Annotated in this window: 22 protein-coding genes and 2 pseudogenes; 7 read left to right on the forward strand and 17 right to left on the reverse strand. The window is 64.2% G+C overall.

The features are described from left to right. Positions 1-11: 11 nt before the first annotated feature. The 9 genes from leuD to TK49_RS13620 all read right to left on the reverse strand — a co-directional run bounded on the left by leuD (position 12) and on the right by TK49_RS13620 (position 8,469). Positions 12-662 (reverse strand): 3-isopropylmalate dehydratase small subunit, encoded by a 651-nt coding sequence (gene leuD, locus TK49_RS13580; protein ID WP_045787175.1) that lies wholly within the window; start codon positions 660-662, stop codon positions 12-14. Between the two features lie 33 nt (positions 663-695). Beyond that, on the reverse strand, positions 696-2,105 hold the full coding sequence (gene leuC / locus TK49_RS13585) for a 3-isopropylmalate dehydratase large subunit (protein WP_045787893.1): 1,410 nt from the start codon (positions 2,103-2,105) through the stop codon (positions 696-698). A 204-nt stretch (positions 2,106-2,309) separates the two neighbouring features. Next, positions 2,310-3,611, reverse strand: coding sequence for a citrate synthase (gltA, locus tag TK49_RS13590; RefSeq protein ID WP_045787176.1), 1,302 nt, complete (start codon positions 3,609-3,611; stop codon positions 2,310-2,312). A 122-nt stretch (positions 3,612-3,733) separates the two neighbouring features. Then, a complete protein-coding gene (locus TK49_RS13595) occupies positions 3,734-4,021 on the reverse strand; it encodes an FAD assembly factor SdhE (RefSeq protein ID WP_045787177.1) in 288 nt (95 codons plus the stop codon). A 70-nt stretch (positions 4,022-4,091) separates the two neighbouring features. After that, positions 4,092-4,793 (reverse strand): succinate dehydrogenase iron-sulfur subunit, encoded by a 702-nt coding sequence (locus TK49_RS13600; protein ID WP_009241007.1) that lies wholly within the window; start codon positions 4,791-4,793, stop codon positions 4,092-4,094. A 30-nt stretch (positions 4,794-4,823) separates the two neighbouring features. Continuing rightward, positions 4,824-6,602: a succinate dehydrogenase flavoprotein subunit gene (gene sdhA / locus TK49_RS13605; RefSeq protein ID WP_045787178.1), complete on the reverse strand. Its 1,779-nt coding sequence runs from the start codon at positions 6,600-6,602 to the stop codon at positions 4,824-4,826. A 3-nt stretch (positions 6,603-6,605) separates the two neighbouring features. After that, complete coding sequence (gene sdhD, locus TK49_RS13610; RefSeq protein WP_045787179.1) at positions 6,606-6,971, reverse strand: succinate dehydrogenase, hydrophobic membrane anchor protein; 366 nt, start codon at positions 6,969-6,971, stop codon at positions 6,606-6,608. 10 nt (positions 6,972-6,981) lie between these two features. Next, a complete protein-coding gene (gene sdhC / locus TK49_RS13615; RefSeq protein WP_045787180.1) occupies positions 6,982-7,392 on the reverse strand; it encodes a succinate dehydrogenase, cytochrome b556 subunit in 411 nt (136 codons plus the stop codon). Between the two features lie 264 nt (positions 7,393-7,656). Next, positions 7,657-8,469 (reverse strand): GntR family transcriptional regulator, encoded by an 813-nt coding sequence (locus TK49_RS13620; RefSeq protein ID WP_045787181.1) that lies wholly within the window; start codon positions 8,467-8,469, stop codon positions 7,657-7,659. Between the two features lie 352 nt (positions 8,470-8,821). Between TK49_RS13620 and TK49_RS13625 the strand changes: the two genes are divergently transcribed. The 6 genes and pseudogenes from TK49_RS13625 to TK49_RS24420 form a co-directional block, all read left to right on the forward strand. Then, positions 8,822-9,811: a malate dehydrogenase gene (locus TK49_RS13625; protein ID WP_045787182.1), complete on the forward strand. Its 990-nt coding sequence runs from the start codon at positions 8,822-8,824 to the stop codon at positions 9,809-9,811. 109 nt (positions 9,812-9,920) lie between these two features. Further along, positions 9,921-10,901 (forward strand): HpcH/HpaI aldolase/citrate lyase family protein, encoded by a 981-nt coding sequence (locus TK49_RS13630; protein ID WP_045787894.1) that lies wholly within the window; start codon positions 9,921-9,923, stop codon positions 10,899-10,901. A 16-nt stretch (positions 10,902-10,917) separates the two neighbouring features. Further along, a complete protein-coding gene (gene prpB / locus TK49_RS13635; protein WP_045787183.1) occupies positions 10,918-11,814 on the forward strand; it encodes a methylisocitrate lyase in 897 nt (298 codons plus the stop codon). Positions 11,815-12,023: 209 nt separating this feature from the next. Then, on the forward strand, positions 12,024-12,569 hold the full coding sequence (locus TK49_RS13640; protein WP_045787184.1) for a hypothetical protein: 546 nt from the start codon (positions 12,024-12,026) through the stop codon (positions 12,567-12,569). Positions 12,570-12,963: 394 nt separating this feature from the next. Continuing rightward, a complete protein-coding gene (gene acnA, locus TK49_RS13645) occupies positions 12,964-15,669 on the forward strand; it encodes an aconitate hydratase AcnA (RefSeq protein WP_045787185.1) in 2,706 nt (901 codons plus the stop codon). A 116-nt stretch (positions 15,670-15,785) separates the two neighbouring features. Further along, positions 15,786-16,441, forward strand: a pseudogene (locus TK49_RS24420) (DDE-type integrase/transposase/recombinase); the annotation flags it as partial. Between the two features lie 4 nt (positions 16,442-16,445). Here TK49_RS24420 and TK49_RS13655 read toward each other — a convergent pair. The 4 genes and pseudogenes from TK49_RS13655 to ureE form a co-directional block, all read right to left on the reverse strand. Beyond that, positions 16,446-17,333: pseudogene (locus TK49_RS13655) on the reverse strand (IS481 family transposase); the annotation flags it as partial. A 174-nt stretch (positions 17,334-17,507) separates the two neighbouring features. Then, on the reverse strand, positions 17,508-18,131 hold the full coding sequence (gene ureG, locus TK49_RS13660; protein WP_045787187.1) for an urease accessory protein UreG: 624 nt from the start codon (positions 18,129-18,131) through the stop codon (positions 17,508-17,510). A gap of 11 nt (positions 18,132-18,142) precedes the next feature. Next, positions 18,143-18,832 carry an urease accessory protein UreF gene (locus TK49_RS13665; protein WP_045787896.1) on the reverse strand — a complete coding sequence of 230 codons (690 nt, stop codon included), beginning with the start codon at positions 18,830-18,832 and terminating at the stop codon, positions 18,143-18,145. Continuing rightward, positions 18,825-19,481 carry an urease accessory protein UreE gene (ureE, locus tag TK49_RS13670; protein ID WP_045787188.1) on the reverse strand — a complete coding sequence of 219 codons (657 nt, stop codon included), beginning with the start codon at positions 19,479-19,481 and terminating at the stop codon, positions 18,825-18,827. Before ureE ends, TK49_RS13665 begins: the two co-directional genes overlap by 8 nt. Positions 19,482-19,881: 400 nt before the next feature. Between ureE and TK49_RS13675 the strand changes: the two genes are divergently transcribed. Further along, the gene (locus TK49_RS13675; protein ID WP_045220114.1) at positions 19,882-21,147 is read left to right on the forward strand and encodes an IS256 family transposase; all 1,266 of its coding nucleotides are present in this window, start codon (positions 19,882-19,884) and stop codon (positions 21,145-21,147) included. 83 nt (positions 21,148-21,230) lie between these two features. Here TK49_RS13675 and ureC read toward each other — a convergent pair whose 3' ends face one another. Genes ureC through ureA form a run of 4 tightly spaced genes read right to left on the reverse strand, consistent with a single transcriptional unit; the run spans position 21,231 to position 24,256 of the window. Then, positions 21,231-22,949 (reverse strand): urease subunit alpha, encoded by a 1,719-nt coding sequence (ureC, locus tag TK49_RS13680; protein WP_045787189.1) that lies wholly within the window; start codon positions 22,947-22,949, stop codon positions 21,231-21,233. A gap of 13 nt (positions 22,950-22,962) precedes the next feature. Further along, positions 22,963-23,268 carry an urease subunit beta gene (locus tag TK49_RS13685; protein WP_012762288.1) on the reverse strand — a complete coding sequence of 102 codons (306 nt, stop codon included), beginning with the start codon at positions 23,266-23,268 and terminating at the stop codon, positions 22,963-22,965. Positions 23,269-23,281: 13 nt separating this feature from the next. Beyond that, entirely contained in the window at positions 23,282-23,899 is a 618-nt protein-coding gene (locus tag TK49_RS13690; RefSeq protein ID WP_045787190.1) for a HupE/UreJ family protein, read from the reverse strand. A 54-nt stretch (positions 23,900-23,953) separates the two neighbouring features. Beyond that, a complete protein-coding gene (ureA, locus tag TK49_RS13695; RefSeq protein ID WP_045787191.1) occupies positions 23,954-24,256 on the reverse strand; it encodes an urease subunit gamma in 303 nt (100 codons plus the stop codon). Positions 24,257-24,293 lie beyond the last annotated feature (37 nt).

Raw genomic sequence — 24,293 nt, forward strand, 5'->3', positions numbered from 1 at the left:
CTATCGTCAGCTCAACCGACGAGCCTGTGTGCGAGCCACGGCATCTTGGCCAGACGCTGCGCCTCGAACGCCTTGATCTTGTCTGCATAGCGCAGGGTCAGGCCGATGTCATCAAAGCCGTTGAGCAGGCAGTATTTGCGGAACGCCGTGATGTCGAACGGATATGCCGTACCGCCCGGTGTGACGACGACCTGCTTGTCCAGATCGACGGTCAGCTGATAGCCGGTGAAAGCCTGCGTCTCGTTGAACAGTTGGTCGACTTGCGACTCCGTCAGCACGATCGGCAGCAGACCGTTCTTGAAGCAGTTGTTGAAGAAGATGTCGGCAAAGCTCGGCGCGATGATGGCGCGGAAGCCGTACTGCTGCAGTGCCCACGGTGCGTGCTCGCGCGAGCTGCCGCAACCGAAGTTCTTGCGCGTCAGAAGGATCGACGCGCCTTGATAGCGCGGCTGGTTCAGCACGAAATCCGGGTTCAGCGGGCGCTTGCTGTTGTCCTGACCGGGTTCGCCGACGTCCTTGTAGCGCCATTCGTCGAACAGGTTCGGGCCAAAGCCCGTGCGCTTGATCGACTTGAGGAATTGCTTCGGGATGATGGCGTCGGTGTCGACGTTCTCGCGGTCAAGCGGCGCCACGAGGCCGGTGTGAACGATGAATTTTTCCATGATCGCTTCTTTCCTATTCCTTCCTGCTGCGACTCAGGCGAGCTTGCGCACGTCGACGAAGTGCCCTTCCAGCGCGGCCGCGGCGGCCATCGCCGGGCTCACTAGGTGCGTGCGGCCGCCAGCGCCCTGACGGCCTTCGAAGTTGCGGTTGGACGTCGATGCACAACGCTCGCCCGGCTCGAGGCGGTCAGCGTTCATCGCCAGGCACATCGAGCAGCCCGGCTCGCGCCATTCAAAGCCCGCCGCCTTGAAGATTTTGTCGAGCCCCTCGCGTTCGGCCTGTTCCTTCACGAGGCCTGAGCCCGGCACGACCATCGCCAGCTTCACGTTGGAAGCGATGCGCTTGCCCAGCTTCTGCACGACCCAGGCCGCGGCGCGCATGTCTTCGATGCGGCTGTTGGTGCACGATCCAATGAACACCTTGTCGATGTTGATATCGCTGATGGCAACGTTCGGCTGCAGGCCCATGTATTCGAGCGCACGCTCCATGGCGTTGCGCTTGTTCGGGTCTTTTTCCTTCTCGGGGTCCGGCACGCGGTCTTCAATGCTGACCACCATTTCAGGCGACGTGCCCCAGCTCACCTGCGGGCGGATCTCTTCAGCACGCAGCTCGACCACGCGGTCAAAGTGAGCACCTTCATCGGAATGCAGTGTGCGCCAGTACTGGACGGCCTGCTCCCACTCCACGCCCTGCGGCGCGAACGGGCGCCCCTTGATGTACTCCAGCGTCACGTCGTCCACGGCGACCATGCCGGCGCGGGCGCCAGCCTCGATCGCCATGTTGCACACCGTCATGCGGCCTTCCATCGAGAGCGCGCGAATGGCAGAGCCGCCGAACTCCATGGCGTAGCCCGTGCCGCCGGCCGTACCGATCTTGCCGATGATGGCGAGCACGATGTCCTTGGCGGTACAGCCGCTCGGCAACGTGCCCTCCACCTTCACGAGCATGTTCTTGCTCTTCTTGGCGAGCAGCGTCTGCGTGGCCAACACGTGTTCGACTTCCGACGTGCCGATGCCGTGGGCCAGCGCGCCGAATGCGCCGTGCGTGCTGGTGTGCGAATCGCCGCAGACCACCGTCATGCCCGGCAGCGTCGCGCCCTGCTCCGGCCCGATCACGTGCACGATGCCCTGGCGCTTGTCGTTCATCTTGAACTGCGTGATGCCGTAGGCGTCGCAGTTCGCATCAAGCGTATCGACCTGCAGCTTCGAGACCGGATCGGCGATGCCGTGCGAGCGGTCGGTGGTCGGCACGTTGTGGTCCGACACGGCCAGATTGGCACTGATGCGCCATACGGGGCGGTCCGCCAGCTTCAGGCCCTCGAACGCCTGCGGGCTCGTCACTTCGTGCAGCAGTTGGCGATCGATGTAGAGGACGGTCGTGCCGTCTTCCTCGGTATGAACGACGTGATCGTCCCAGAGTTTGTCGTAGAGCGTCTTGGCCATGATGCGATCCGTGCACAACGCGCCATGCCTGGCGGCTGCGCGAGCAGTTTCGTGGGGAGTGATCGATTATGCCACCCGGTGCATCGGGCGCAGGACGTGACTGGCGAAAGGGGGTTTCGCCATTTCGCGAAAGCCCTGGCTGCGCGCAGACAACAAAAAACCCCGCCGGTTTCCCGGGCGGGGTTTTTGCCAGGACACGCTGGCTTAGCGCTTGTCCAGCGCCGGGACTTCGCGCAGAGCGGCGCCGTTGAACAGCTGGCGCGGGCGGCCGATCTTGTACTCCGGATCGGTGATCATCTCTTCCCACTGCGCAATCCAGCCCACCGAGCGGGCCAGCGCGAAGATACACGTGAACATCGAGGTCGGGATGCCCAGGGCGCGCTGCACGATCCCGGAGTAGAAGTCGACGTTCGGATACAGCTTGCGGCTGACGAAGTACTCGTCTTCCAGCGCGATCTTTTCCAGTTCCATGGCGAGCTTGAACAGCGGGTCGTTCTGCAGACCCAGTTCTTGCAGCACTTCGTGGCACGTCTCGCGCATCAGCTTGGCGCGCGGATCATAGTTCTTGTACACCCGGTGACCGAAGCCCATCAGGCGCACGCCGCTGTTCTTGTCCTTGACCTGCTTGATGAACTCCGGAACCTTGTCGACGGTGCCGATCTCTTCCAGCATGTTCAGTGCGGCTTCGTTCGCACCGCCGTGCGCCGGGCCCCACAGGCAGGCAATGCCGGCAGCGATCGCGGCGATCGGGTTCGTGCCCGAGGAACCTGCCAGACGCACGGTCGACGTGGAGGCGTTCTGCTCGTGGTCTGCGTGGAGGATGAAGATGCGGTCCAGCGCACGCTCCAGCACCGGATTGACCTTGTACTCCTCGCACGGCGTGGCGAACATCATGCGCATGAAGTTGCCCGTGTAGGAGAGGTCGTTCTGCGGGTAGATGTTCGGCTGCCCGATGTTGTACTTGTATGCCATGGCCACCAGCGTCGGCAGCTTGGCGATCAGGCGGATCTGCGAGATCTCGCGCTCGCGCGGATCGTTGATGTTGGCGGCATCCGGGTAGAACGCGCTCATCGCGCCCACCAGACCGGTCAGGACAGCCATTGGGTGCGCGTCGCGGCGGAAACCGCGCATGAAGTACTGCATCTGTTCATGCACCATGGTGTGATGCATGACGGTGTCATTGAACTCCTGCTTCTGCTTGGCGTTCGGCAGTTCGCCCTTGAGCAGCAGGTAGCAGATTTCCAAAAAGTCGCACTTGCTGGCCAGATCGTCGATGGCATAGCCGCGATAGAGCAGTTCGCCCTTGTCGCCATCGATGTAGGTGATCTTGGAGTTGCACGACGCGGTCGACATGAAGCCGGGGTCGTACGTAAACTTCCCGGTCTGGCCGTACAGCTTGCGGATGTCGATCACGTCCGGGCCAACCGTGCCCTTGTAGATCGGCAGCTCAACGCTGGGCGAGCCATCGGAAAACGATAGGGTGGCTTTCACATCGGACGGCGTCATGTCGGTTTCCTTCTCTGCTGTTTATGAAAATGAAGTCGGGAGACTCCCGCCAGACGGATCACGGATGCCTGCAGGGGGCGGCACAACCGATTCGTCTTGCGGCAACCTCTCGCGCGCCGGACTCAGACCGAGCGCAGCAAGGTCAGGACGTGCTGAACCTGCGGCACGTCGAGTGCACCTTCAGGCTCCTTGCGTGCAAGCAGGAGATCCATCAGGTCGTTGTCGGGCAGGTCGAACAACTGCGAAAGTGCGGCAACGTCGTCATCCGACAGTTCCGTCTCGTAGCGGTTGAAGAAGCGCTCGACGATGATATCGTTCTCCAGCAGACCGCGCCGGGCACGCCAGCGCAGACGCGCGCGCTTGTGCGGATCGGACTGGTGCGAGAACGTCGGAGTATTCACAGCAATCATGCTTCTGAAGAGTGTGTCGCCGGAAACCGGCTCCGGCGACACACGATGCCAAACGGCGCTGACTCGCGGCTTACACCGCGCGGCGCACCATCAATTCCTTGATCTTGCCGATGGCCTTGGTCGGGTTCAGGCCCTTCGGGCACACATCGACGCAGTTCATGATGGTGTGGCAGCGGAACAGGCGGTACGGATCTTCCAGGTTGTCCAGACGCTCGCTGGTCGCCTGGTCGCGGCTGTCGGCGATGAATCGATACGCCTGCAGCAGACCGGCCGGGCCGACGAACTTGTCCGGGTTCCACCAGAACGACGGGCATGACGTCGAGCAGCTCGCGCACAGAATGCACTCGTACAGGCCGTCCAGTTCTTCACGCTCCTCCGGCGACTGCAGACGCTCTTTCTCGGGCGGCGGCTCGTCGTTGATCAGGTACGGCTTGATCGAGTGGTACTGGTTGAAGAACTGCGTCATGTCCACGATCAGGTCGCGCACCACGGGCAGGCCCGGCAGCGGACGCAGCACGATCTTCTCCGGCAGCTCCCGCATGTTGGTGAGGCAGGCGAGACCATTCTTGCCGTTGATGTTCATGGCGTCGGAGCCGCACACGCCTTCGCGGCACGAGCGACGGAACGCGATCGACTCGTCCAGCTTCTTCAGCTTGACCAGCGCGTCGAGCAGCATGCGCTCGTGGCCGTCGAGTTCGACCTCGTAGGTCTGCATGCGGGGGGCTGCGTCCTTGTCCGGATCGTAGCGATAGACTTCAAAAATTCGCTTCATTTTTGCGGGTCCCTTATCTGAGCCGGCCGGTTAGAACGTACGCGCCTTCGGCGGCACGGTTTCCACCGTCAGCGGCTTCATCTGCACGGGCTTGTAATCGAGACGATTGCCTTCGCTGTACCACAGCGTGTGCTTGAGCCAGTTGTCATCGTCGCGGTTCGGGAAGTCGCTGTGGGCGTGCGCACCGCGCGATTCCTTGCGGGCAGCCGCCGACACCATCGTCGCCTTGGCCACTTCCACGAGGTTGGCGACTTCCAGCGCTTCGACGCGCGCGGTGTTGAACACCTTGGACTTGTCCTTCAGGTGGATGTTGGCGCCGCGCTCGGCCACTTCCATGATGCGCTGCACGCCTTCGTCCATGAGCGCCTGCGTGCGGAACACGCCCGCGTGCGACTGCATGTTGCGGCGGATATCGTTGGCCACGTCCTGCGCGTACTCGCCCGACGTGGACGAATCCAGCTTCGCCAGACGCTCCAGCGCACGGTCGGCAGCGTCGGCCGGCAGCGGCTTGTGCTCGCGGTTCTTCAGGTTCTGCGCAATGATGTGGTTGCCCGCCGAACGGCCGAAGACCACAAGGTCCAGCAGCGAGTTCGTGCCCAGGCGGTTGGCGCCGTGCACCGACACGCACGAGCATTCGCCGATGGCGTAGAAACCGTTGACGACTTCGTTCGGGTTGCCGTTCTTCGGCACCACGACCTGGCCGTGATAGTTCGTCGGAATACCGCCCATCTGGTAGTGGATGGTCGGCACCACCGGAATCGGCTCCTTGATCGCGTCCACGTTGGCGAACTTGAGGCCGATCTCCCGGATGGACGGCAGACGCTTCATGATGGTCTCGGCGCCGACGTGGGTCAGGTCGAGCAGCACGTAGTCGCCGTTCGGGCCGCAGCCGCGGCCTTCCTTGATTTCCTGGTCCATCGAGCGCGACACGAAGTCACGCGGCGCCAGATCCTTCAGCGTCGGGGCATAGCGCTCCATGAAGCGCTCGCCGTCCTTGTTGCGCAGGATGCCGCCTTCCCCGCGCACGCCTTCCGTGATCAGCACACCCGCGCCGGCCACGCCGGTCGGGTGGAACTGCCAGAACTCCATGTCTTCCAGCGGGATGCCGGCGCGCGCGGCCATGCCCAGGCCATCGCCCGTGTTGATGAAGGCGTTGGTGGAGGCCGCGTAGATACGGCCGGCACCGCCCGTGGCGAACAGCGTCGCCTTGGCTTCGAGGATGTAGACCTCGCCGGTTTCCATTTCGAGCGCGGTCACGCCCAGCACATCGCCTTCCTGGTCGCGGATCAGATCCAGCGCCATCCATTCGACGAAGAAGTGGGTCTTGGCGCGCACGTTGCGCTGATACAGCGTGTGCAGCAGCGCGTGGCCGGTGCGGTCAGCCGCAGCGCAGGCACGCTGCACGGGCTTCTCGCCGTAGTTCGACGTGTGGCCGCCGAACGGACGCTGGTAGATGGTGCCGTCGGCGTTGCGGTCGAACGGCATGCCGAAGTGTTCCAGCTCATAGACCACGTTCGGTGCCTGGCGGCACATGAATTCGATCGCGTCCTGGTCGCCGAGCCAGTCGGAACCTTTGACGGTGTCGTAGAAGTGATAGTGCCAGTTGTCTTCGCTCATGTTGCCGAGCGACGCCCCGATGCCACCCTGCGCCGCCACGGTGTGCGAGCGGGTGGGGAACACCTTGGACAGCACGGCCACGGAAAGGCCGGCTTCTGCCAGCTGCAGCGATGCACGCATGCCCGAACCGCCCGCACCGACGATCACGACGTCGAATTTGCGGCGCGGCAGCCCAGTCTTGACTGCGACCATGTCTTAAACCCTCCAGAGAATCTGAGCTGCGTAGCCCGCACAACCGACGAGCCACAGAATCGTCAACACTTGCAGCGTCAAACGCACTGCCACGGGCTTCACGTAGTCCATCCAGATATCGCGCACACCGATCCAGGCGTGATACGCAAGCGACAGGAGCGCCAGGAACGTCAGCAGCTTCATCCACTGGTTGGCGAAGAGCCCAGCCCAGCTTTGATAGGACGTGTCTTTCGAGAGCAGGAAGGCGGCCAGCAGCACGATGGTGTAGACCGCCATGATCACGGCGGTGACACGCTGCGCGAGGAAATCCTTCAGGCCGTAGTGCGCGCCGACGACGAGGCGCTTGGGACCGATATTGTTATTTGCCATCAGACGCTCCTCAGAACAGGCCGAACAGCTTGGCGCCGAACACGACGGTCAGCAGCAGGCTCACGATGAGCACGCTGACAGCCGACTTGGAAGCCGACGTCTTGTCGATGCCGATATGCAGATCAAGGATCAGGTAGCGGATGCCGGCGCAGAAATGGTGCAGATACGCCCAGATGAGTGCGAGGACGACGACCTTGGCGAAGCCGTTGGACAGAAGCGCCGAGAACTTGGCGAAACTGATTTCCGAGGTGATGCTCTGCTCGAACAGATACAGCACGAACGGAAGAAGAAGGAACATCAGCGCACCGCTGGCACGATGCAGGATGGACACCTTACCGGCCCAGGGCAAGCGGTAGCGGGCGATGTCGCCCAAACCGATGTTCCTGAATTCCGGCCTGGCTTTCTTGATGGCTTCTGCCATGGTCAGACCCCAATTGGCTAATCAACAAACAAAACTGCTTTGCACAAATCCGCGAGATTCTAGCGCGCTTTTGTTGCGCAGCGCACCAATAATTCCATCCGCCGCGCTCCACTTTTGTGCTTCCTGCCCTCGCCTGCCAGTGGCGTGACACGGGGGCGATTGTCCTCTCTACACCGCCTTCACGACGCGCAATGCGCTGTTGCGCGCCACACAAATCACGACGCTGTCGGGGCCGCGGAAGCCGGCCCCGACTCCACCGCGTCGTCAATTCAATTCGTTCTGGTAGTAATGCCGCGTCGTGACGTAGAGACCACGGCGCAATTCCACCGGTTTGTCGCCGAACGTGTGCGAGACGCGCTCCACCGACAGCAACGGCGAGCCGGCTGTCACCGACAGCAGCTCGGCGGTGGCCGCATCGGCCGCGACCGCGCGGATCCGCTCCGTGGCACGCAGCATGCGCACGCCGAATTCCGCCTCGAAGAACGCGTACATCGGGCCCTTCCACTCGGTCAGCTTCTCGGCCGTCAGCCCCTTGAAGCTCGCGCCGGGCAGCCAGATCTCTTCAAACACGGTGGGCTCGCCGGAAAAGAACAGCACGCGACGGATCTGCACGACGCTGTCGCCGGCCTTGAGCTCGAGCAGGCGCGCGATCTCGGCCGGTGCGCGCAGGCGCTTGCACTCGAGCACACGACTGCTCGGATAGTGCTGCTCGCCCTGCTCCGGCATCAGGCGCAAGAATCGGAACTGGACGCCCTCTTCGTAATGCGTGGTGACGAACGTGCCCTTGCCCTGCCGCCGTGCCACCAGGTTTTCGGCTGCCAACTCGTCGATCGCCTTGCGCACCGTCCCCTGGCTGACCTTGTAGCGGGCCGCCAATTCCATTTCGCTGGGGATCATCTCGCCGGGCTTCCACTCGCCGGCTTGCAGGCTTTGCAGGATCAGCGTCTTGATCTGCTGGTACAGCGGACTGAACGTGGGCGAGCCGCCCCCTGTGCCCGCAGGTGCAGGCGACGCGCCCGCCTCACCGCCCGAAGACGGCGGCATGGCAGCGGATTGAGGGCTTGATGTGCTCGACATAACCGCCGATTTCACCACAAAAGCGACAAAGGCGTCCAGCCCGTTTATAGAATGTCTTATGTCTTATATAAGACAGAAGATTGATTGACTTTGAATTGAGGCCGGGCCTACACTCGCGCCTGTTCCGGGCGACGAGGCGCACCCATGCCACGACGGCCCCAAGGTCAATCGCAAGTGTGTTTCCACATCGCCATGCGGACGCAGTAAACTGCGAGGCTCTTGCCGATTCCGAGCCGTCCGCCCATGAGGCGCCGACCGTTGCCGGCAATGCCTGCGAGGCTGCACTCGCATCCCGCCAGGATGCCCGCCGCGCGCAGTGCGATCCGCTTTCACTACCGTTTGGAGAGTTCTCATGGCAAAAGCACCCATGCGCGTCGCAGTGACCGGCGCTGCTGGACAGATCGGTTACGCCCTGCTGTTCCGCATCGCCGCCGGCGAAATGCTGGGCAAGGATCAGCCCGTCATCCTGCAACTGCTGGAAATCCCCGATGAGAAGGCCCAGAAGGCACTCAAGGGCGTGATGATGGAGATCGAAGACTGCGCCTTCCCGCTGCTGGCCGGCATGGAAGCCCACTCCGACCCGATGACCGCGTTCAAGGACGTCGACGTGGCCCTGCTGGTGGGCGCCCGCCCCCGCGGCCCGGGCATGGAGCGCAAGGACCTGCTCTCCGCCAACGCGCAGATCTTCACGGCACAGGGCAAGGCCCTGAACGCCGTTGCCAAGCGCGACGTCAAGGTGCTGGTGGTCGGCAACCCGGCCAACACGAACGCCTACATCGCCATGAAGTCGGCGCCGGACCTGCCGCGCGAGAACTTCACCGCCATGCTGCGCCTGGACCACAACCGCGCCCTGTCGCAGATCGCCGCCAAGACCGGCAAGCCGGTGTCCTCGATCGAAAAGCTGTTCGTGTGGGGCAACCACAGCCCGACCATGTACGCCGACTACCGCTACGCCACCATCGAGGGCAAGAGCGTCAAGGACATGATCAACGACCCGGTATGGAACAACGACGTGTTCCTGCCGACCGTGGGCAAGCGCGGCGCCGCCATCATCGAGGCGCGCGGCCTGTCCTCGGCTGCATCGGCTGCCAACGCCGCCATCGACCACGTGCGCGACTGGGTGCTCGGCTCCAACGGCAAGATCGTGACGATGGGCGTGCCGTCCAACGGCGAATACGGCATTCCGAAGGACGTGATGTTCGGCTTCCCGGTCACGACCGAGAACGGCAAATACAAGATCGTCGAAGGCCTGGAGATCGACGAGTACAGCCAAGGCAAGATCAACATCACGCTCAAGGAACTGCAGGAAGAGCAGGATGGCGTGAAGCACCTGCTGGGCTGATCGCATGATCTGACGAAGAAACCGGAGGCGGTCGCCAGCGAACCCTCCGGTTTTTTCACATCCGAACCCTGGCGCCACGCAGGACATGCCACCCAACCCTTACAACGCAGTGCATCCCACCGAGGTTTTGTTCCAGGACGATGCCATGCCGGCGCAACTGCCTGTCTGCGACCACTACGCGGGCGCGGAAAGGCTGATGCGCAAGTCGCTCGCCCTGCAACAAGCCCTTGGCCCGGTCTTCGACATCACGTTCGATTGCGAGGACGGCGCCGCCGTCGGCCAGGAGCGCGCGCATGCCGAACTCGCCGCCGCGCTCATCAACAGCGACGACAACCACTTCAACCGCGTCGGCGTCCGCATTCACGACCCGAACCACGACGCGTGGACGCAGGACGTCGACATCCTCGTGGGCCAGGCAGGCAGCCGTCTTGCTTACGTGACCGTGCCGAAGGTGCGCGACGTGGTGGAAGTCGCGCGCGTGACCGATCGCGTGAACCAGGCCGCCAGGGCAGCCGGCATTGCGCGGCACCTGCCCATCCACGTGCTGATCGAAACGCATGGCGCGCTCGCGCAGGTGTTCGACATTGCGTCGCTGGTGCAGGTGGAATGCCTGAGCTTCGGGCTGATGGATTTCGTCTCGGCGCACAACGGTGCGATCCCGGGCGCCGCGATGGGCTCGCCGGAACAGTTCGAGCATCCGCTGATCCGCCGCGCGCTGGCCGAGATTTCCGCCGCGTGCCACGCGCACGGCAAGGTGCCGTCGCACAACGTCAGCACCGACATCAAGCATCCGGAACGCGCCGGCAGCGACGCTGCGCGCGCCCGCAGCGAATTCGGCTACCTGCGCAAATGGAGTATCCATCCGGACCAGATTGCGCCGATCGTGTCCGCATTCCGCCCGTCGCACGAAGAAGTGACACACGCGGCCGCCATTCTTGCCGCAGCGCAGGACGCGTCGTGGGGCCCGATCCAGCATGACGGCCGCCTGCACGACCGCGCAAGCTATCGGTACTGGTGGGCCGTGCTGCAACGCGCTCACGCGACGGGCGTCGACATGCCGGCCGAAGCTGCCGCGCGTTTCTTCGGATAGAAAAAGGAGACCCGACATGACTGCCACCCCGCAAACCAGCGCAGGCGCGCGTTTCCGCCAGGCCCTGGCGGACGAATCGCCGTTGCAGATCGTCGGCGCGATCAATGCCAACCACGCCCTGCTCGCCAAGCGCGCCGGCTACCGCGCGATCTACCTGTCGGGCGGCGGCGTGGCGGCCGGCTCGCTGGGCTTGCCCGACCTGGGCATCTCGGGCCTGGACGACGTGCTGACCGACGTGCGCCGCATCACGGACGTGTGCGATGTGCCGCTGCTCGTGGATGTCGATACCGGCTTTGGCGCTTCCGCATTCAACGTCGCCCGCACGACCAAGTCGCTCATCAAGTTCGGTGCGGCGGCCATGCATATCGAAGACCAGGTCGGCGCGAAGCGCTGCGGCCATCGCCCGAACAAGGAGATTGTCTCGAAAGACGAGATGGTGGACCGCATCAAGGCCGCCGTCGACGCGCGCACGGACGCCAGCTTCGTCGTCATGGCCCGCACCGATGCGCTGGCCGTCGAAGGCCTGGACCGCGCCCTGGAGCGCGCCGTGGCTTGCGTCGAGGCCGGCGCGGACGCCATCTTTCCCGAAGCGATGACGGAACTGTCGATGTATCGCAAGTTCGTCGATGCGGTAAAGGTGCCGGTGCTGGCCAACATCACCGAGTTTGGCCAGACGCCGCTGTTTACGCGCGAGGAACTGGCCTCGGCGGGCGTGTCGATGATCCTGTACCCGCTGTCCGCCTTCCGCGCGATGAACAAGGCGGCGGAGAACGTCTACGCCGCCATCCGGCGCGACGGCACGCAGAAGAACGTCGTCGACACCATGCAGACGCGCATGGAACTGTACGAAAGCATCGGTTACCACGATTACGAGGCCAGACTCGACGCGCTGTTCGCACAGAACCGCGGTTGAGCCGGGCAACCCATCCACCCCTCAGACAAGGAGAACGGAAGACGAAACAGCGAGGCAGGCTGGACGGAAACGGTGCGTGGCACGCGCATGCAACAGAACGTTGGGCGCGGCGTCCAAATCGGTCAAAATACCGGCCGGTGCGCGCCACGCCTGGGCCATCCCGGCCAGGACAGCCGCCTCCCTGATCCAGTCTTACCGAAGGAAACCCTATGAACAAATTCATCGTGGGCGCTTGCGCCGGCGTCCTGTCGCTGGCCGCATCGCAGTATGCAACCGCCCAGACTTCGACCACCGCCAAGCCGGCCGCCAAGAAGAAGGCTCCGACCAAGAAGAAGGCTGCCAAGAAAGCGGCTCCGGTCGCCGCTGCAGAGCAGCCCGAAGGCGTGCAGTGGAAGTGCGAGCTCGGCAATGACCTGTACATCAAGGGCGACATGGCCCGCGACCAGATCATCACGTTGCACTGGAAGGGCAAGAACTACCAGCTGCCGCGCCAGATGACCCGCACCGGCGCCGACCGCTACTTCGACCAGAAGACGGGGATGGACTTGGTGGTCATTCCGTCCAAGGCGATGCTGTTCGACCGCAATGAAGGCCACCGCCTGGCGGACGAGTGCCAGACCGCCGAAATGGCGGCCGGTGCTCCGGCACCGACGCAAGCCGGCGCCCTGCGCGCTCCGGCGGGCCTGCCGCTGATGATGCAGGACAGCGCTGCTCCGGCGCCCGCTCCGGAAGGCGCCCAGCCGGCCAAGCAGTAAGCGCAGGATTGCGCCAGTGGCCATGGGCGACGGGCCAGTGCGCGACCGTGTCGGTCCCGCACCGGCCGCCCAGGCTCTGACGCACGGAACATCGCGGCCGGAATCCCGCCGCGGCCCATCTTCGGCTGCCAGCCGGCCGGAGATGACAAAGATGCCGTCACCCACGCATGGAGGTGTCGCCGAGGACCATGCGTGGAGGACATGCAGTGCAACGAACATCACGACCGCCCGCACGCGCCGATCGCCAGCGCGATCACCGTCCGACCGACGACGGCAAGGCGCTCGCGGCAGTCGTGCTGGAGTTGGTTTGTACGTGATTTGACTGGTTGATTTGACGTCTCTGCAACGGACGCCCTCAAGCGCCCCGCGCATCCCTAAGCCTTGGAGTCATGCCATGCCCCACAACCTGAATAAAACACTCAAGGAATTCAAGATCAACGGCGGCCAGACCGGCAAGTTCCATTCCCTGCCGCAACTGGGCAAGGAACTGGGCGTGGCGATCGAGCGCCTGCCGGTGTCGATCCGGATCGTGCTGGAATCCGTGCTGCGCAACTGCGACGGCAAGAAGGTGACCGAGGAGCACGTCGAACAACTGGCGAACTGGAAGCCGAACGCCGAGCGCGTCGACGAAATCCCGTTCGTGGTCGCCCGCGTGGTGCTGCAGGACTTTACCGGCGTGCCGCTGCTGGCGGACCTCGCCGCCATGCGCAACGTGGCCTCGCGCATGGGCAAGGACCCCAAGAAGATCGAGCCGCTCGTGCCGGTCGACCTGGTGGTCGACCACTCGGTGCAGATCGACCACTTCCGCGAGAAGAAGGCGCTCGACCTGAACATGCAGCTGGAATTCCAGCGCAACAACGAGCGCTACCAGTTCATGAAGTGGGGCATGCAGGCGTTTGATACGTTCGGCGTGGTGCAGCCGGGCTTCGGCATCGTCCACCAGGTCAACCTGGAATACCTGGCGCGCGGCGTCCATAAAAAGGACGGCGTGTACTACCCGGATACGCTGGTCGGCACCGACAGCCACACCACCATGATCAACGGCATCGGCGTGGTCGGCTGGGGCGTGGGCGGCATCGAAGCCGAAGCCGGCATGCTCGGCCAGCCGGTGTACTTCCTGACGCCCGACGTGGTCGGCGTGGAGCTCAAGGGCCGCCTGCGCGAAGGCGTGACAGCCACCGACCTGGTGCTCACCATCACCGAAATGCTGCGCAAGGAAAAGGTCGTCGGCAAGTTCGTCGAGTTCTTCGGCGAAGGCACGGCCAGCCTGTCGCTGCCGGACCGCGCGACCATCGGCAACATGGCGCCGGAATACGGCGCGACGATGGGCTTCTTCCCGGTCGACGAAAAGACGGTCGAGTACTTCAAGGGCACCGGCCGTACTGAAGAAGAAATCGCCGCGTTCGAGGCCTACTTCAAGGCCCAGAAGCTGTTCGGCATCCCGAAGGCCGGCGAGATCGACTATACCAAGACGCTCACGCTGGACCTCGGCACGGTGGCCCCGTCGCTGGCCGGCCCGAAGCGCCCGCAAGACCGCATCGAAATCGGGAACGTGAAGGCGACGTTCTCGTCGCTGTTCTCGAAGCCGGTGGCCGAGAACGGCTTCAACAAGGACGCAGCCGACCTCGACAAGACCTACACGACGAGCAACGGCGTGAACGTGAAGAACGGCGACGTGCTGATCGCCGCCATCACGTCGTGCACGAACACCTCCAACCCGAGCGTGCTGCTGGCAGCCGGTCTGCTGGCCAAGAAGGCCGTGGAAGCCGGCCTGGAAGTCGCGCCGCACATCAAGACCTCGCTCGCCCCGGGCAGCCGCGTGGTGACGAAGTACCTGGAGGCTGCCGGCCTGCTGCCGTACCTCGAAAAGCTGGGCTTCGGCGTGACGGCCTACGGCTGCACCACCTGCATCGGCAACGCCGGCGACCTGACGCCCGAGCTGAACGAAGCCATCGTGAAGAACGACATCGTGGCCGCCGCCGTGCTGTCGGGCAACCGCAACTTTGAGGCGCGCATTCACCCGAACATCCGCGCCAACTTCCTCGCTTCGCCGCCGCTGGTCGTGGCATACGCGATCGCCGGCAACGTGACGCGCGACCTGATGACCGAGCCGGTCGGCAAGGGCAAGAAGGGGCAGGACGTCTACCTGGGCGACATCTGGCCGAGCTCGGACGAGATCGCCAAGCTGATGAAGTTCGCGATGAACGCCGACACGTTCCGCACCAACTACGAGCAGGTCAAGAAGCCGTCCAAGCTGTGGGCCAACGTCAAGGGCACGAAGGGCCAGGTCTACGACTGGCCGAAGTCGACGTACATTGCCGAGCCGCCGTTCTTCGAAGGCTTCGACATGACGCCGGCCGCCGCATCGGCATCGGTCAAGGGCGCACGTGCGCTGGGCGTGTTCGGCGACTCGGTGACGACCGACCACATCTCCCCGGCCGGTTCGATCAAGGAAACGTCGCCCGCCGGCAAGTACCTGCTGGCCAACGGCGTGCTCAAGGCCGACTTCAACAGCTACGGCTCGCGCCGCGGCAACCATGAGGTGATGATGCGCGGCACGTTTGCCAACGTGCGCATCAAGAACCTGATGATCCCCCCGAAGGCCGACGGCTCGCGTGTGGAAGGCGGCGAGACGCTGTTCCAGCCGAGCGGCGAGCAGATGTCGATCTACGACGCAGCCATGAAGTACATCGCCGAAGGCACGCCAACGGTCGTGTTTGGCGGCGAAGAGTACGGCACGGGCAGCTCGCGCGACTGGGCCGCCAAAGGCACGCAGCTGCTGGGCGTGAAGGCCGTGATCGCGCGCAGCTTCGAGCGCATCCACCGCTCCAACCTGGTCGGCATGGGCGTGCTGCCGCTGCAGTTCAAGGGCAATGACTCGGCGCAGTCGCTGGGCATCGTGGGCAACGAGACCTTCGACATCGAAGGCCTGGAAGGCGAAATCAGGCCGCAACAGGACGTTACCCTGGTGATCCATCGCGCCAACGGCGAGACGCAGCGTGTGCCGCTGCTGCTGCGCATCGACACGCCGATCGAGGTCGACTACTACAAGCACGGCGGCATCCTGCCGTTCGTGCTGCGCCAGTTGCTGGCCGCCTGAGCCAACGCTGCGCTGCCGCAGATCGAAGCCGGCTCTTCGGAGCCGGCTTTTTTATCGCTTGTGACCCGTCCTGAATAAGGTTGACACTTTTTCCTGGTGGAGCAAGGAGAGTCAAGATGCAAGGGGCAAAGAAGCGAACGCAGCGGGACTACAGTCTGGCTTTTACGCTGTCGGTAGTGGAGCAGGTCGAAAGAGGCGAACTGAGCTACAAGCAGGCGCAGCAGCGGTACGCAATCCAGGGTCGCTCGACGGTGCTGTCCAAGGGCTGAGTGTCGAGCGGGCCTGCCGATACATCGGCATCAGCCGCCAGGCGTACTACAAGTGCTGCGCGCGCGAGCGCACCCGCAGCGCCCAGGTCGAGCAGGTCACCACGCTGGTGCGGCACGTGCGCCTGCGCCAGCCGCGCCTGGGTACGCGCAAGCTGCACCACCTGCTCGCGCCTGAACCGACGCAGGCGGGCATCGCACTCGGGCGTGACCGGTTGTTCGTCCTGCTGCGTGCCGCGCGCCTGCTGGTTCCCCAACAACGGGCGTATCACAAGACTACACACAGCCACCACCGTTTCCGGCGGCACCCGAACCTGCTCAAGGAAGGTCCGAACCAAGTCGTCCCCACAGGCCCGGAGCCGGTCTGGGTGACCGACATCACGTACTTGCCGACTGCAGGACGCTGCGCGTACCTGAGCCTGGTGACGGACGCGTACTCACGCAAGATCGTCGGCTACCACGTGTACGAGAGCCCGCATGCCGAGTCGGTCAGCCGAGCACTTAAGGATGGGGCGTGGCCAGGTCGATGGCCTGGTGCGGGCGCTCGCAGTTATACACGGTGCGCCAAGCATCCAGCGCGTGCTGGACCGCGTCGCAAGAGGCGAAGTAGCGCCCGGCCAGGGCCTCGGCCTTGAGCGTGCGGTGGAAGCGCTCGTCCTTGCCGTCGGTCTGCGGGTGGGCCGGGCGGCTGTAGCCCAGGCGCACACCGAGGCGGATAAGCCAGACGCCCAGGCCCGTAAGTTGCCCTGGCTGGGTAGGGCTGCCCCAGGGCGCCCCGTTATCGGCATTGATGCGCAGCGGCAGCCCATAGCGCTCGAAGGCCTGGCGCAAGTGACGCTGCACGACCGCGCTCTGCGTCTGCGTGCAGGCGGCCAGCACCAGGTTGAAGCGGGAGTGATCGTCGATCACGGTCAGCGGCGAGCAGCGCTGGCCGTCGGCCAACGCGAACCCGCCCTTGAAGTCCATCTGCCAGAGCTGGTTCGGTTCGGCGTGCTCGAAACGCTGCCAGGGCGTGGAGGCGTTTGAGGCTTCGGGTGCAATCAACCCATGCCGATGCAGGATGGACGTCACGGTGCTGGGTGCCGGTACATCACTCCAGCCCAAGTCGGCCAAGCGGCGGCTGATCTTGCGCCCGCCCCACGCAGGGTGCTGCTGGCGTAGCGCGATGACAGCCTGTTCAAGCGGGGCGTCGGTACGCATCGGGCTGTGCGAGGGACGGCGCGTCCGGTCAGCCAGACCGGCGTCCCCCGACTCAACGTAACGTGCCAGCCACTTGTAGCCGGTCTGCGGGCTGATGCTGAAGCGCCGGCACAGTTCGCGCCGATTACTCCCTTCCTGCAGAGCCAGTAGAACGAATTCCTGACGAAGGCTCATGGTGTCTCGTGTGCTCCAGGGCATGGCCTGACCTCCGAGCGAATGTGCCGCTCAAAGTGTCAACCATGTCCTCGCACACCTGTCACCTATGTCTCCGGTCCGTACAGCAAGACAAAGAAAGTAAGTCTTGCCCGGCAGGGTACGAAACAGAGATGAACCACAACCGCCCACCGCAGGCAACACACCGCCCCAAAAACCCTAGCCCCCCACCAGCATCCCCTGCTTCTCAATAAACCGAATCACCTCATCCAACCCACCCTGCGCCCGCAGATTGCACATCACGAACGGCCGCTCGCCGCGCATCTTGCGCGTGTCGCTCTCCATCACCTCCAGCGATGCCCCGACATACGGCGCCAGGTCCGTCTTGTTGATGATGAGCAGGTCCGACTTGGTGATGCCCGGGCCGCCCTTGCGGGGGATTTTCTCGCCGCCCGCCACGTCGATCACATAGATGGTCAGGTCCGACAGCTCGGGGCTGAACGTCGCCGCGAGGTTGTCCCCGCCCGACTCAATGAAGACCACATCCGCATCCGGAAACTTGGAGAGCATGCGATCCACCGCTTCGAGGTTGATCGACGCATCTTCACGGATGGCCGTGTGCGGGCAGCCGCCCGTCTCGACGCCCATGATGCGTTCGGCCGGCAGCGCGCCGGAGATGGTCAGCAGGCGCTGATCTTCCTTCGTATAGATGTCGTTGGTGATCGCCACGAGGTCGTAGCGCTCGCGCATGGCCTTGCAGAGCATTTCGAGCAGCGTGGTCTTGCCGGAGCCCACCGGGCCGCCCACGCCAACGCGCAGGGCAGGAAGTTTCTTGGTTCGCATGTTGATCAGGTTCAGGATCGAAAGAGTCGTGAGTATTGCGTTTCATGCCGGGCAGACAACACGCCCAGCCCGGGCGAAAACGTAGACAGTTCAGGCGGATGACAGGCCGCACGCCGGGTAGCCTCTTCGACCGCACGCGCCACCGCTGCGTGCAGGCCAAAGAGAATCCGTTGCCCTGCAGCCTGCCCGAGCGGCACGGCCTTCACCGCCGCTGCCATCTGGTTTTCCACCCAGGCAAAGCAGTACGCCGTCACGCCGTCGCGCGGGTCGACATTCAGTGCGGCAGCGGCGGCGGCAAAGGCGGTCGGAAACGTCACTGAAGCGCGCGCGGCCAATGCGCTGCGCAGTGCTTCGTCGCCCCACGCCATCTGCTGGATGAGGCGACTGAGCGACCAGCCCATCTGCGACGTTTCGAGCCGCAGCTCGCGCGTCTCGCGGGTCGCGAGGAACCACGCATCGCGCTCGGCCACGGCATCGAAGCGGCCGGCCTGCCAATCGGCAAACTGCAGCAGCCACAACGGCGCCTCGCAGGCGGCCAGCACGTCGAGCCCCTCAACAATCCACGCGGCAGCCGACGCCTCATCGGTCACGTGCCGCACGTCCACCGCCGCCTCCAGCCCCTGCGAATAGCTGAACGCGCCCACCGGCAGCGCCGGGGACGCGAGATGCAGCAAGGCGGTGAGCTGCGCCGCGTTAGTCATGGTGATGGTGGTGATGGCCGCACCCGGGGCCATGCACATGGCCGTGGTCGTGATCGTGACCGTGCGCGTGATCGTGGCTATGCGAGTGACCATGGCCGTGGTCATGCGCGTAACTGTGGCCATGACCGTGCCCGTGGTGCTCGTAATACAGCGCTTGCGCGGCCGCGTAGTCCTCTTCGAACGTCGCATCGTGGCCGTGACGATGGCCGCCGCCATAGGCGCCCGCCTCGGGCTCGAACGGCGCTTCCACATGCGCGACGGTCACGCCGAGGCGGACCAGCATGTCTTCAAGCACCGGATCGGCCTCGAGCTGCAGCACATCGGCGCTGACCTGCACGGGCGTGTGGCGATTGCCGAGGTGGTAGGCAGCGCGCATCAGCGCAAGACGGTTGTCGCTGCTCACGCGCAGGACCTGTTCAGGGGCGGCCTGCACTTCCACCAGTGTGCCGTCTTCAGCGACCAGCACATCGCCGCCGCGCATGACGGTGCCGCGCGGCAGCACGACGGCCACTTCACGGCCATCGTCGAGCGTGGCGCGCAGGCGGCTGCGGCTGCGCTCCAGGAAGGGGAGCACCAGCTTGGGCGCACGCTTGACCAGCACGGAGGCCAGACCATGTGGTGCGGGGAGGTGTTTGTTGATGGAAAGCATTTTTACGACCTGATTCGTCATCCAGCTATGAAGCTCGAAGTTCTGAACTCCAAACGTGGGGTTCTGAACTTCAAAGGTTGAGTTCGAAACCTCAAGCGTCGCGTTCTGAACTCCAAGCTTTGGGTTCAGAGACCCCACGCATCGGGTTCGGAACTTCCCGTGTCGAGTTCTGATCTCCAAACGCCGAGTTCTGATCTCCAAGCGTGGAGTTTCGATCTCGGCGTGGCAGCGCATTTCTCATTTCACCCCCTGCCGGGAGCGACTCACTTTCTTTGTCTTGCCCAAAAAAGTAGGTCGTGCCCGGCAGGGTACGAAAAGGGGATGGACCACCAAGGCCCTTTCCCCAAGAGCCTGTCAGGAATTTTGTGTTTGAGGCATAGCATGTTGGAAAGGAGCATCTATGCCAAGCAAGAAGAAACCGGCGGCAGCCGGCACGGCGGCGCTGCCGTCTATTCCCCACGAACTCATTGAACAACTGACCGGCGGCACCACGCCGATGACGGCCGAACAGATCAACGCCACCACCATGGCGCTGAAGAAAGCGCTGATCGAGCGGGCGCTGGGCGCAGAACTGTCGTACCACCTGGGCTACCCGCCCGGCAGCGCCCGCCCCGAGGATGCAGCCAACCAGCGCAACGGCAAGTCCGCCAAGACGGTGCTGACTCAGGACGGGCCGCTGCGCATCGAAGTGCCGCGCGACCGCGCAGGCTCCTTCGAGCCCATCCTGATCCCCAAGCACGAGCGGCGTTTCACCGGCTTTGACGACAAGATCGTAGCCATGTACGCGCGGGGCATGACGGTGCGTGAGATCCAGGGCTTTCTGGCCGAGCAGTACGGCACCGAGGTCAGTCCTGAATTCATCAGTTGCGTCACGGATGAGGTAATGGCCGAGGTCACCGCCTGGCAGGCACGCCCGCTGGAGCCGATGTACCCGGTCGTATTCTTCGACTGTCTGCGGGTCAAGATCCGCGAGGATGCCGTGGTGCGCAACAAGGCCATCTATCTGGCGCTGGGCGTGCTGCCCGACGGCACCCGCGACATCCTGGGCCTGTGGATCGAGAACACCGAGGGGGCCAAGTTCTGGATGAAGGTGTTCAACGATCTGAAGACCCGTGGTGTAGCCGACATCCTGATTGCCGTCACCGACGGCCTCAAGGGCATAGCCGAGGCGCTTGGGGCGGTGTTTCCGACCACGACGCTGCAGACCTGTATCGTGCACTTGATCCGCAACAGCCTGGACTATGCCAGCTGGAAGGACCGCAAGGCGCTGGCAGCGGCGCTCAAGCCCATCTACACGGCGCCCAGCGCAGAAGCCGCAGCGGCCCAACTCGATGCCCTGGAAGCTGGTCCCTGGGGGCAGAAGTTTCCCACGGTGGTGGCGGCCTGGCGCCGGGCCTGGGAGCGCGTCATTCCGTTTTTTGCGTTCAGCCCGGCGGTGCGCAAGGTGATTTACACGACCAATGCCATCGAGAGCCTGCACAGTCAGCTGCGCAAAATCATCAAGACGCGGGGGCACTTTCCCAGCGATGATGCCGCCACCAAGCTGCTGTGGCTGGCCTTGCGCAACATCACGGCTGACTGGGGCCGAGCAGCCAGGCAGTGGAAAGACGCCATGAACCAGTTCGCCATCGCCTATGGGGAGCGCTTTACACGACCGGCCGCGTAATATGTCCACCGGGCTCGTCTGAAACGGCAGCCCGAATAAAAAGCCTTGAACACAAAAATTCAGACAGCCCCTTCCCCAAAAACTCAAAACAAAAAGTACCTCTGCGCCATCGGCAACACCTCCGCCGGCTCACAAGTCAACACCGTCCCATCCGCCACCACCTGATACGTCTCCGGATCCACAGTAATGTCAGGCCGCCAGTCGTTATGAATCATGTCTGCCTTGCTCACAGTACGCGTGCCCTTGACCACCGCTGTCGTCTTGGCCAACCCATACTGCTCCGCCACGCCAGCCGCAGCAGCTGATTGCGACAGAAACGTCAACGACGTCCGCCCCAGCGCCCCGCCCGCCGACCCAAACATCGGCCGATAGTGCACCGGCTGCGGTGTCGGGATCGACGCATTCGCATCGCCCATCGCCGCAGAGGCAATCATCCCGCCCTTCAGGATCAGGCTCGGCTTCACACCAAAGAACGCCGGCTTCCACAGCACGAGGTCTGCCCACTTGCCGACTTCAACCGAGCCGACTTCATGTGCGATGCCGTGCGTGAGCGCGGGGTTGATCGTGTACTTGGCCACGTACCGCTTGACGCGGAAGTTGTCATGCCCGCCGCGCGCATCGTTCGGATCACCGGCCAGCTTGCCGCGCTGCACCTTCATCTTGTGGGCGGTCTGCCACGTACGCAGCACGACTTCGCCGACGCGGCCCATGGCCTGCGAATCGCTGGAGATCATCGAGAACGCGCCGAGGTCGTGCAGGATGTCTTCGGCGGCAATCGTCTCGCGGCGGATGCGGCTCTCGGCAAAGGCGATGTCTTCGGCGATGGACGCATCGAGGTGATGACACACCATCAGCATGTCGAGGTGCTCGTCCAGCGTATTGACGGTGAACGGCCGCGTCGGGTTGGTCGACGACGGCAGTACGTTCGATTCACCGCACACGCGGATGATGTCGGGCGCGTGCCCGCCGCCCGCGCCTTCGGTGTGATACGTGTGGATCGTGCGGCCTTTGAATGCGGCGACGGTGGCCTCGACAAAGCCCGATTCGTTCAACGTATCGGTGTGGATGGCGACCTGCGTGTCGGTGTCGTCCGCCACGCCCAGGCAGCAGTCGATGGCGGCAGGCGTGGAGCCCCAGTCTTCGTGCAGCTTCAGGCCGATGGCGCCTGCGTCGATCTGCTCGCGCAGCGCGCCCGGCAGGCTGCCGTTGCCCTTGCCCAGGAAGCCGATGTTCATCGGGTAGGCATCCGCGGCCTGCAGCATGCGCTGCATGTACCACGGGCCCGGCGTGCAGGTGGTGGCGTAGGTGCCGGTGGCGGGGCCGGTGCCGCCGCCGATCATCGTCGTCACGCCGCTGTTGAGCGCCTCGTCGATCTGCTGCGGGCAGATGAAGTGGATGTGCGAGTCGACGCCGCCGGCAGTGACGATCATGCCCTCGCCCGCGATGATCTCGGTGCCGGGGCCGATGACGATGGTCACGCCGGGCTGGATGTCCGGATTGCCCGCCTTGCCGATCGCCGAGATGCGGCCGTGCTTCAGGCCGATGTCGGCCTTGACGATGCCCCAGTGGTCGATGATCAGCGCGTTGGTGATGACGGTGTCGGCGCAGTCTTTCGATTCGCGCTGGCTCTGGCCCATGCCGTCGCGGATGACCTTGCCGCCGCCGAATTTCACCTCCTCGCCGTAGAGGGTGAAGTCGCGTTCGACTTCGACGATGAGTTCGGTGTCGGCCAGGCGGACGCGGTCGCCCGTGGTGGGGCCGAACATTTCCGCATACGCGCGGCGATTGATCTTCAATGTCATGTCCGTGTCTCGCTCAAAGCTTGCCCATCACGCGGCCGGCAAAGCCGTAGACCACGCGGTCACCGGCCAGCGCCACGAGTTCGACCGTGCGCTCCTGCCCCGGCTCGAAGCGCACGGCGGTGCCGGCGGCGATATTGAGCCGATACCCGCGCGCGGCTTCGCGGTCAAAGCGCAGCGCGTCATTCACTTCATAGAAGTGGTAGTGCGAGCCAATCTGCACGGGGCGGTCGCCGGTGTTGGCCACCGTGACCGTCACCGTCGCGCGGCCTGCATTGAGTTCGAGATCGCCGTCTTGCGGCAGGAGTTCACCGGGGATCATGGTGCAAGCCCTCTCAGATGGCCGTGACGAGCAGGCCTGCGCCGTACAGCGCCACGCCCACGCCCGACAGACGCGCCAGCCATGCCAGACGTAGCTTCAGCGCAAAGCCCGCGCCGATGCCCGCGGTGTGCAGCAGCGCCGTCGCCACGGCAAAGCCGCCGACGAAATACGGGAACATGGCCTGCGCCCCTGCGGGGAATTCCGTGCCGTGCGCATAGCCGTGGAACAGCGCGAACGCGCCGCACAGCAGTGCACCGCCCCACGTCGGCAGCTGCGCGCGCGCGGCAATCAGCAGGCCGAATACCAGCAGCGATGCGGCGATCATCGGTTCGGCCATCGGCACCGCCACGCCGCCTGCGCCCAGCAGCGCGCCCAGGATCATCAACGCGACAAAGGCGACCGGCGCCCAGAGCGCATCGCGCACCGAGCGCGAGGCCAGTGCGCTCCACACGCCCACGGCCACCATCGCCAGCAAGTGGTCTGCGCCTGTGAGCGGATGCAGGAACCCGGCGAGCAGGCTGCCCTCAGCGGTATGGCCCGGATGCCCCGGGTGGGCAAACGCGATGGAGGCGCCAAACGTAAGCGCGATGGCCGCAGCGGGCCGGACGAAGCGAGACAGGGTTGGCGTCATGGCAGGACTCGTAGTGGTGAGTGGCGTGCGGACTTCAAACTTGGAAATCAAAATTCAAACGATGGGGTGGTGGACGGTGACGAGCTTCGTGCCGTCCGGGAACGTGGCTTCGACCTGGATGTCGGGAATCATCTCGGCCACGCCGTCCATCACGTCATTGCGCGTGAGAAGCGTGGTGCCGTAGTGCATCAACTCGGCGACCGTCCTGCCATCGCGTGCGCCTTCCATGATGGCGGCGCTGATGAAGGCGACGGCTTCCGGGTAATTGAGCTTGAGGCCGCGGCCCTTGCGGCGCTCGGCCAGCAAGGCGGCGGTGAAGATCAGCAGCTTGTCTTTTTCGCGCGGGGTCAGTTCCACGAGGGGCTCTCTTCGGTGAGGGTCAATTCAGTTCAGT

Origin of the sequence: Ralstonia mannitolilytica, from assembly GCF_000954135.1 — a bacterium.
Classification (GTDB): Bacteria; Pseudomonadota; Gammaproteobacteria; order Burkholderiales; family Burkholderiaceae; genus Ralstonia; species Ralstonia mannitolilytica.

Bases quoted from the DNA above. Each gene is read 5' to 3' on its own strand.
- ureE (WP_045787188.1), bottom strand. From the start codon at position 19,481: ATGCTTTCCATCAACAAACACCTCCCCGCACCACATGGTCTGGCCTCC.
- TK49_RS13685 (WP_012762288.1), bottom strand. From the start codon at position 23,268: ATGATCCCCGGTGAACTCCTGCCGCAAGACGGCGATCTCGAACTCAAT.
- TK49_RS13640 (WP_045787184.1), top strand. From the start codon at position 12,024: ATGAACAAATTCATCGTGGGCGCTTGCGCCGGCGTCCTGTCGCTGGCC.
- leuD (WP_045787175.1), bottom strand. From the start codon at position 662: ATGGAAAAATTCATCGTTCACACCGGCCTCGTGGCGCCGCTTGACCGC.
- TK49_RS13690 (WP_045787190.1), bottom strand. From the start codon at position 23,899: ATGACGCCAACCCTGTCTCGCTTCGTCCGGCCCGCTGCGGCCATCGCG.
- TK49_RS13625 (WP_045787182.1), top strand. From the start codon at position 8,822: ATGGCAAAAGCACCCATGCGCGTCGCAGTGACCGGCGCTGCTGGACAG.
- prpB (WP_045787183.1), top strand. From the start codon at position 10,918: ATGACTGCCACCCCGCAAACCAGCGCAGGCGCGCGTTTCCGCCAGGCC.
- ureC (WP_045787189.1), bottom strand. From the start codon at position 22,949: ATGACATTGAAGATCAATCGCCGCGCGTATGCGGAAATGTTCGGCCCC.
- acnA (WP_045787185.1), top strand. From the start codon at position 12,964: ATGCCCCACAACCTGAATAAAACACTCAAGGAATTCAAGATCAACGGC.
- TK49_RS13600 (WP_009241007.1), bottom strand. From the start codon at position 4,793: ATGAAGCGAATTTTTGAAGTCTATCGCTACGATCCGGACAAGGACGCA.
- leuC (WP_045787893.1), bottom strand. From the start codon at position 2,105: ATGGCCAAGACGCTCTACGACAAACTCTGGGACGATCACGTCGTTCAT.
- sdhA (WP_045787178.1), bottom strand. From the start codon at position 6,602: ATGGTCGCAGTCAAGACTGGGCTGCCGCGCCGCAAATTCGACGTCGTG.
- sdhC (WP_045787180.1), bottom strand. From the start codon at position 7,392: ATGGCAGAAGCCATCAAGAAAGCCAGGCCGGAATTCAGGAACATCGGT.
- TK49_RS13675 (WP_045220114.1), top strand. From the start codon at position 19,882: ATGCCAAGCAAGAAGAAACCGGCGGCAGCCGGCACGGCGGCGCTGCCG.
- TK49_RS13595 (WP_045787177.1), bottom strand. From the start codon at position 4,021: ATGATTGCTGTGAATACTCCGACGTTCTCGCACCAGTCCGATCCGCAC.
- TK49_RS13665 (WP_045787896.1), bottom strand. From the start codon at position 18,832: ATGACTAACGCGGCGCAGCTCACCGCCTTGCTGCATCTCGCGTCCCCG.
- sdhD (WP_045787179.1), bottom strand. From the start codon at position 6,971: ATGGCAAATAACAATATCGGTCCCAAGCGCCTCGTCGTCGGCGCGCAC.
- gltA (WP_045787176.1), bottom strand. From the start codon at position 3,611: ATGACGCCGTCCGATGTGAAAGCCACCCTATCGTTTTCCGATGGCTCG.
- ureG (WP_045787187.1), bottom strand. From the start codon at position 18,131: ATGCGAACCAAGAAACTTCCTGCCCTGCGCGTTGGCGTGGGCGGCCCG.
- TK49_RS13620 (WP_045787181.1), bottom strand. From the start codon at position 8,469: ATGTCGAGCACATCAAGCCCTCAATCCGCTGCCATGCCGCCGTCTTCG.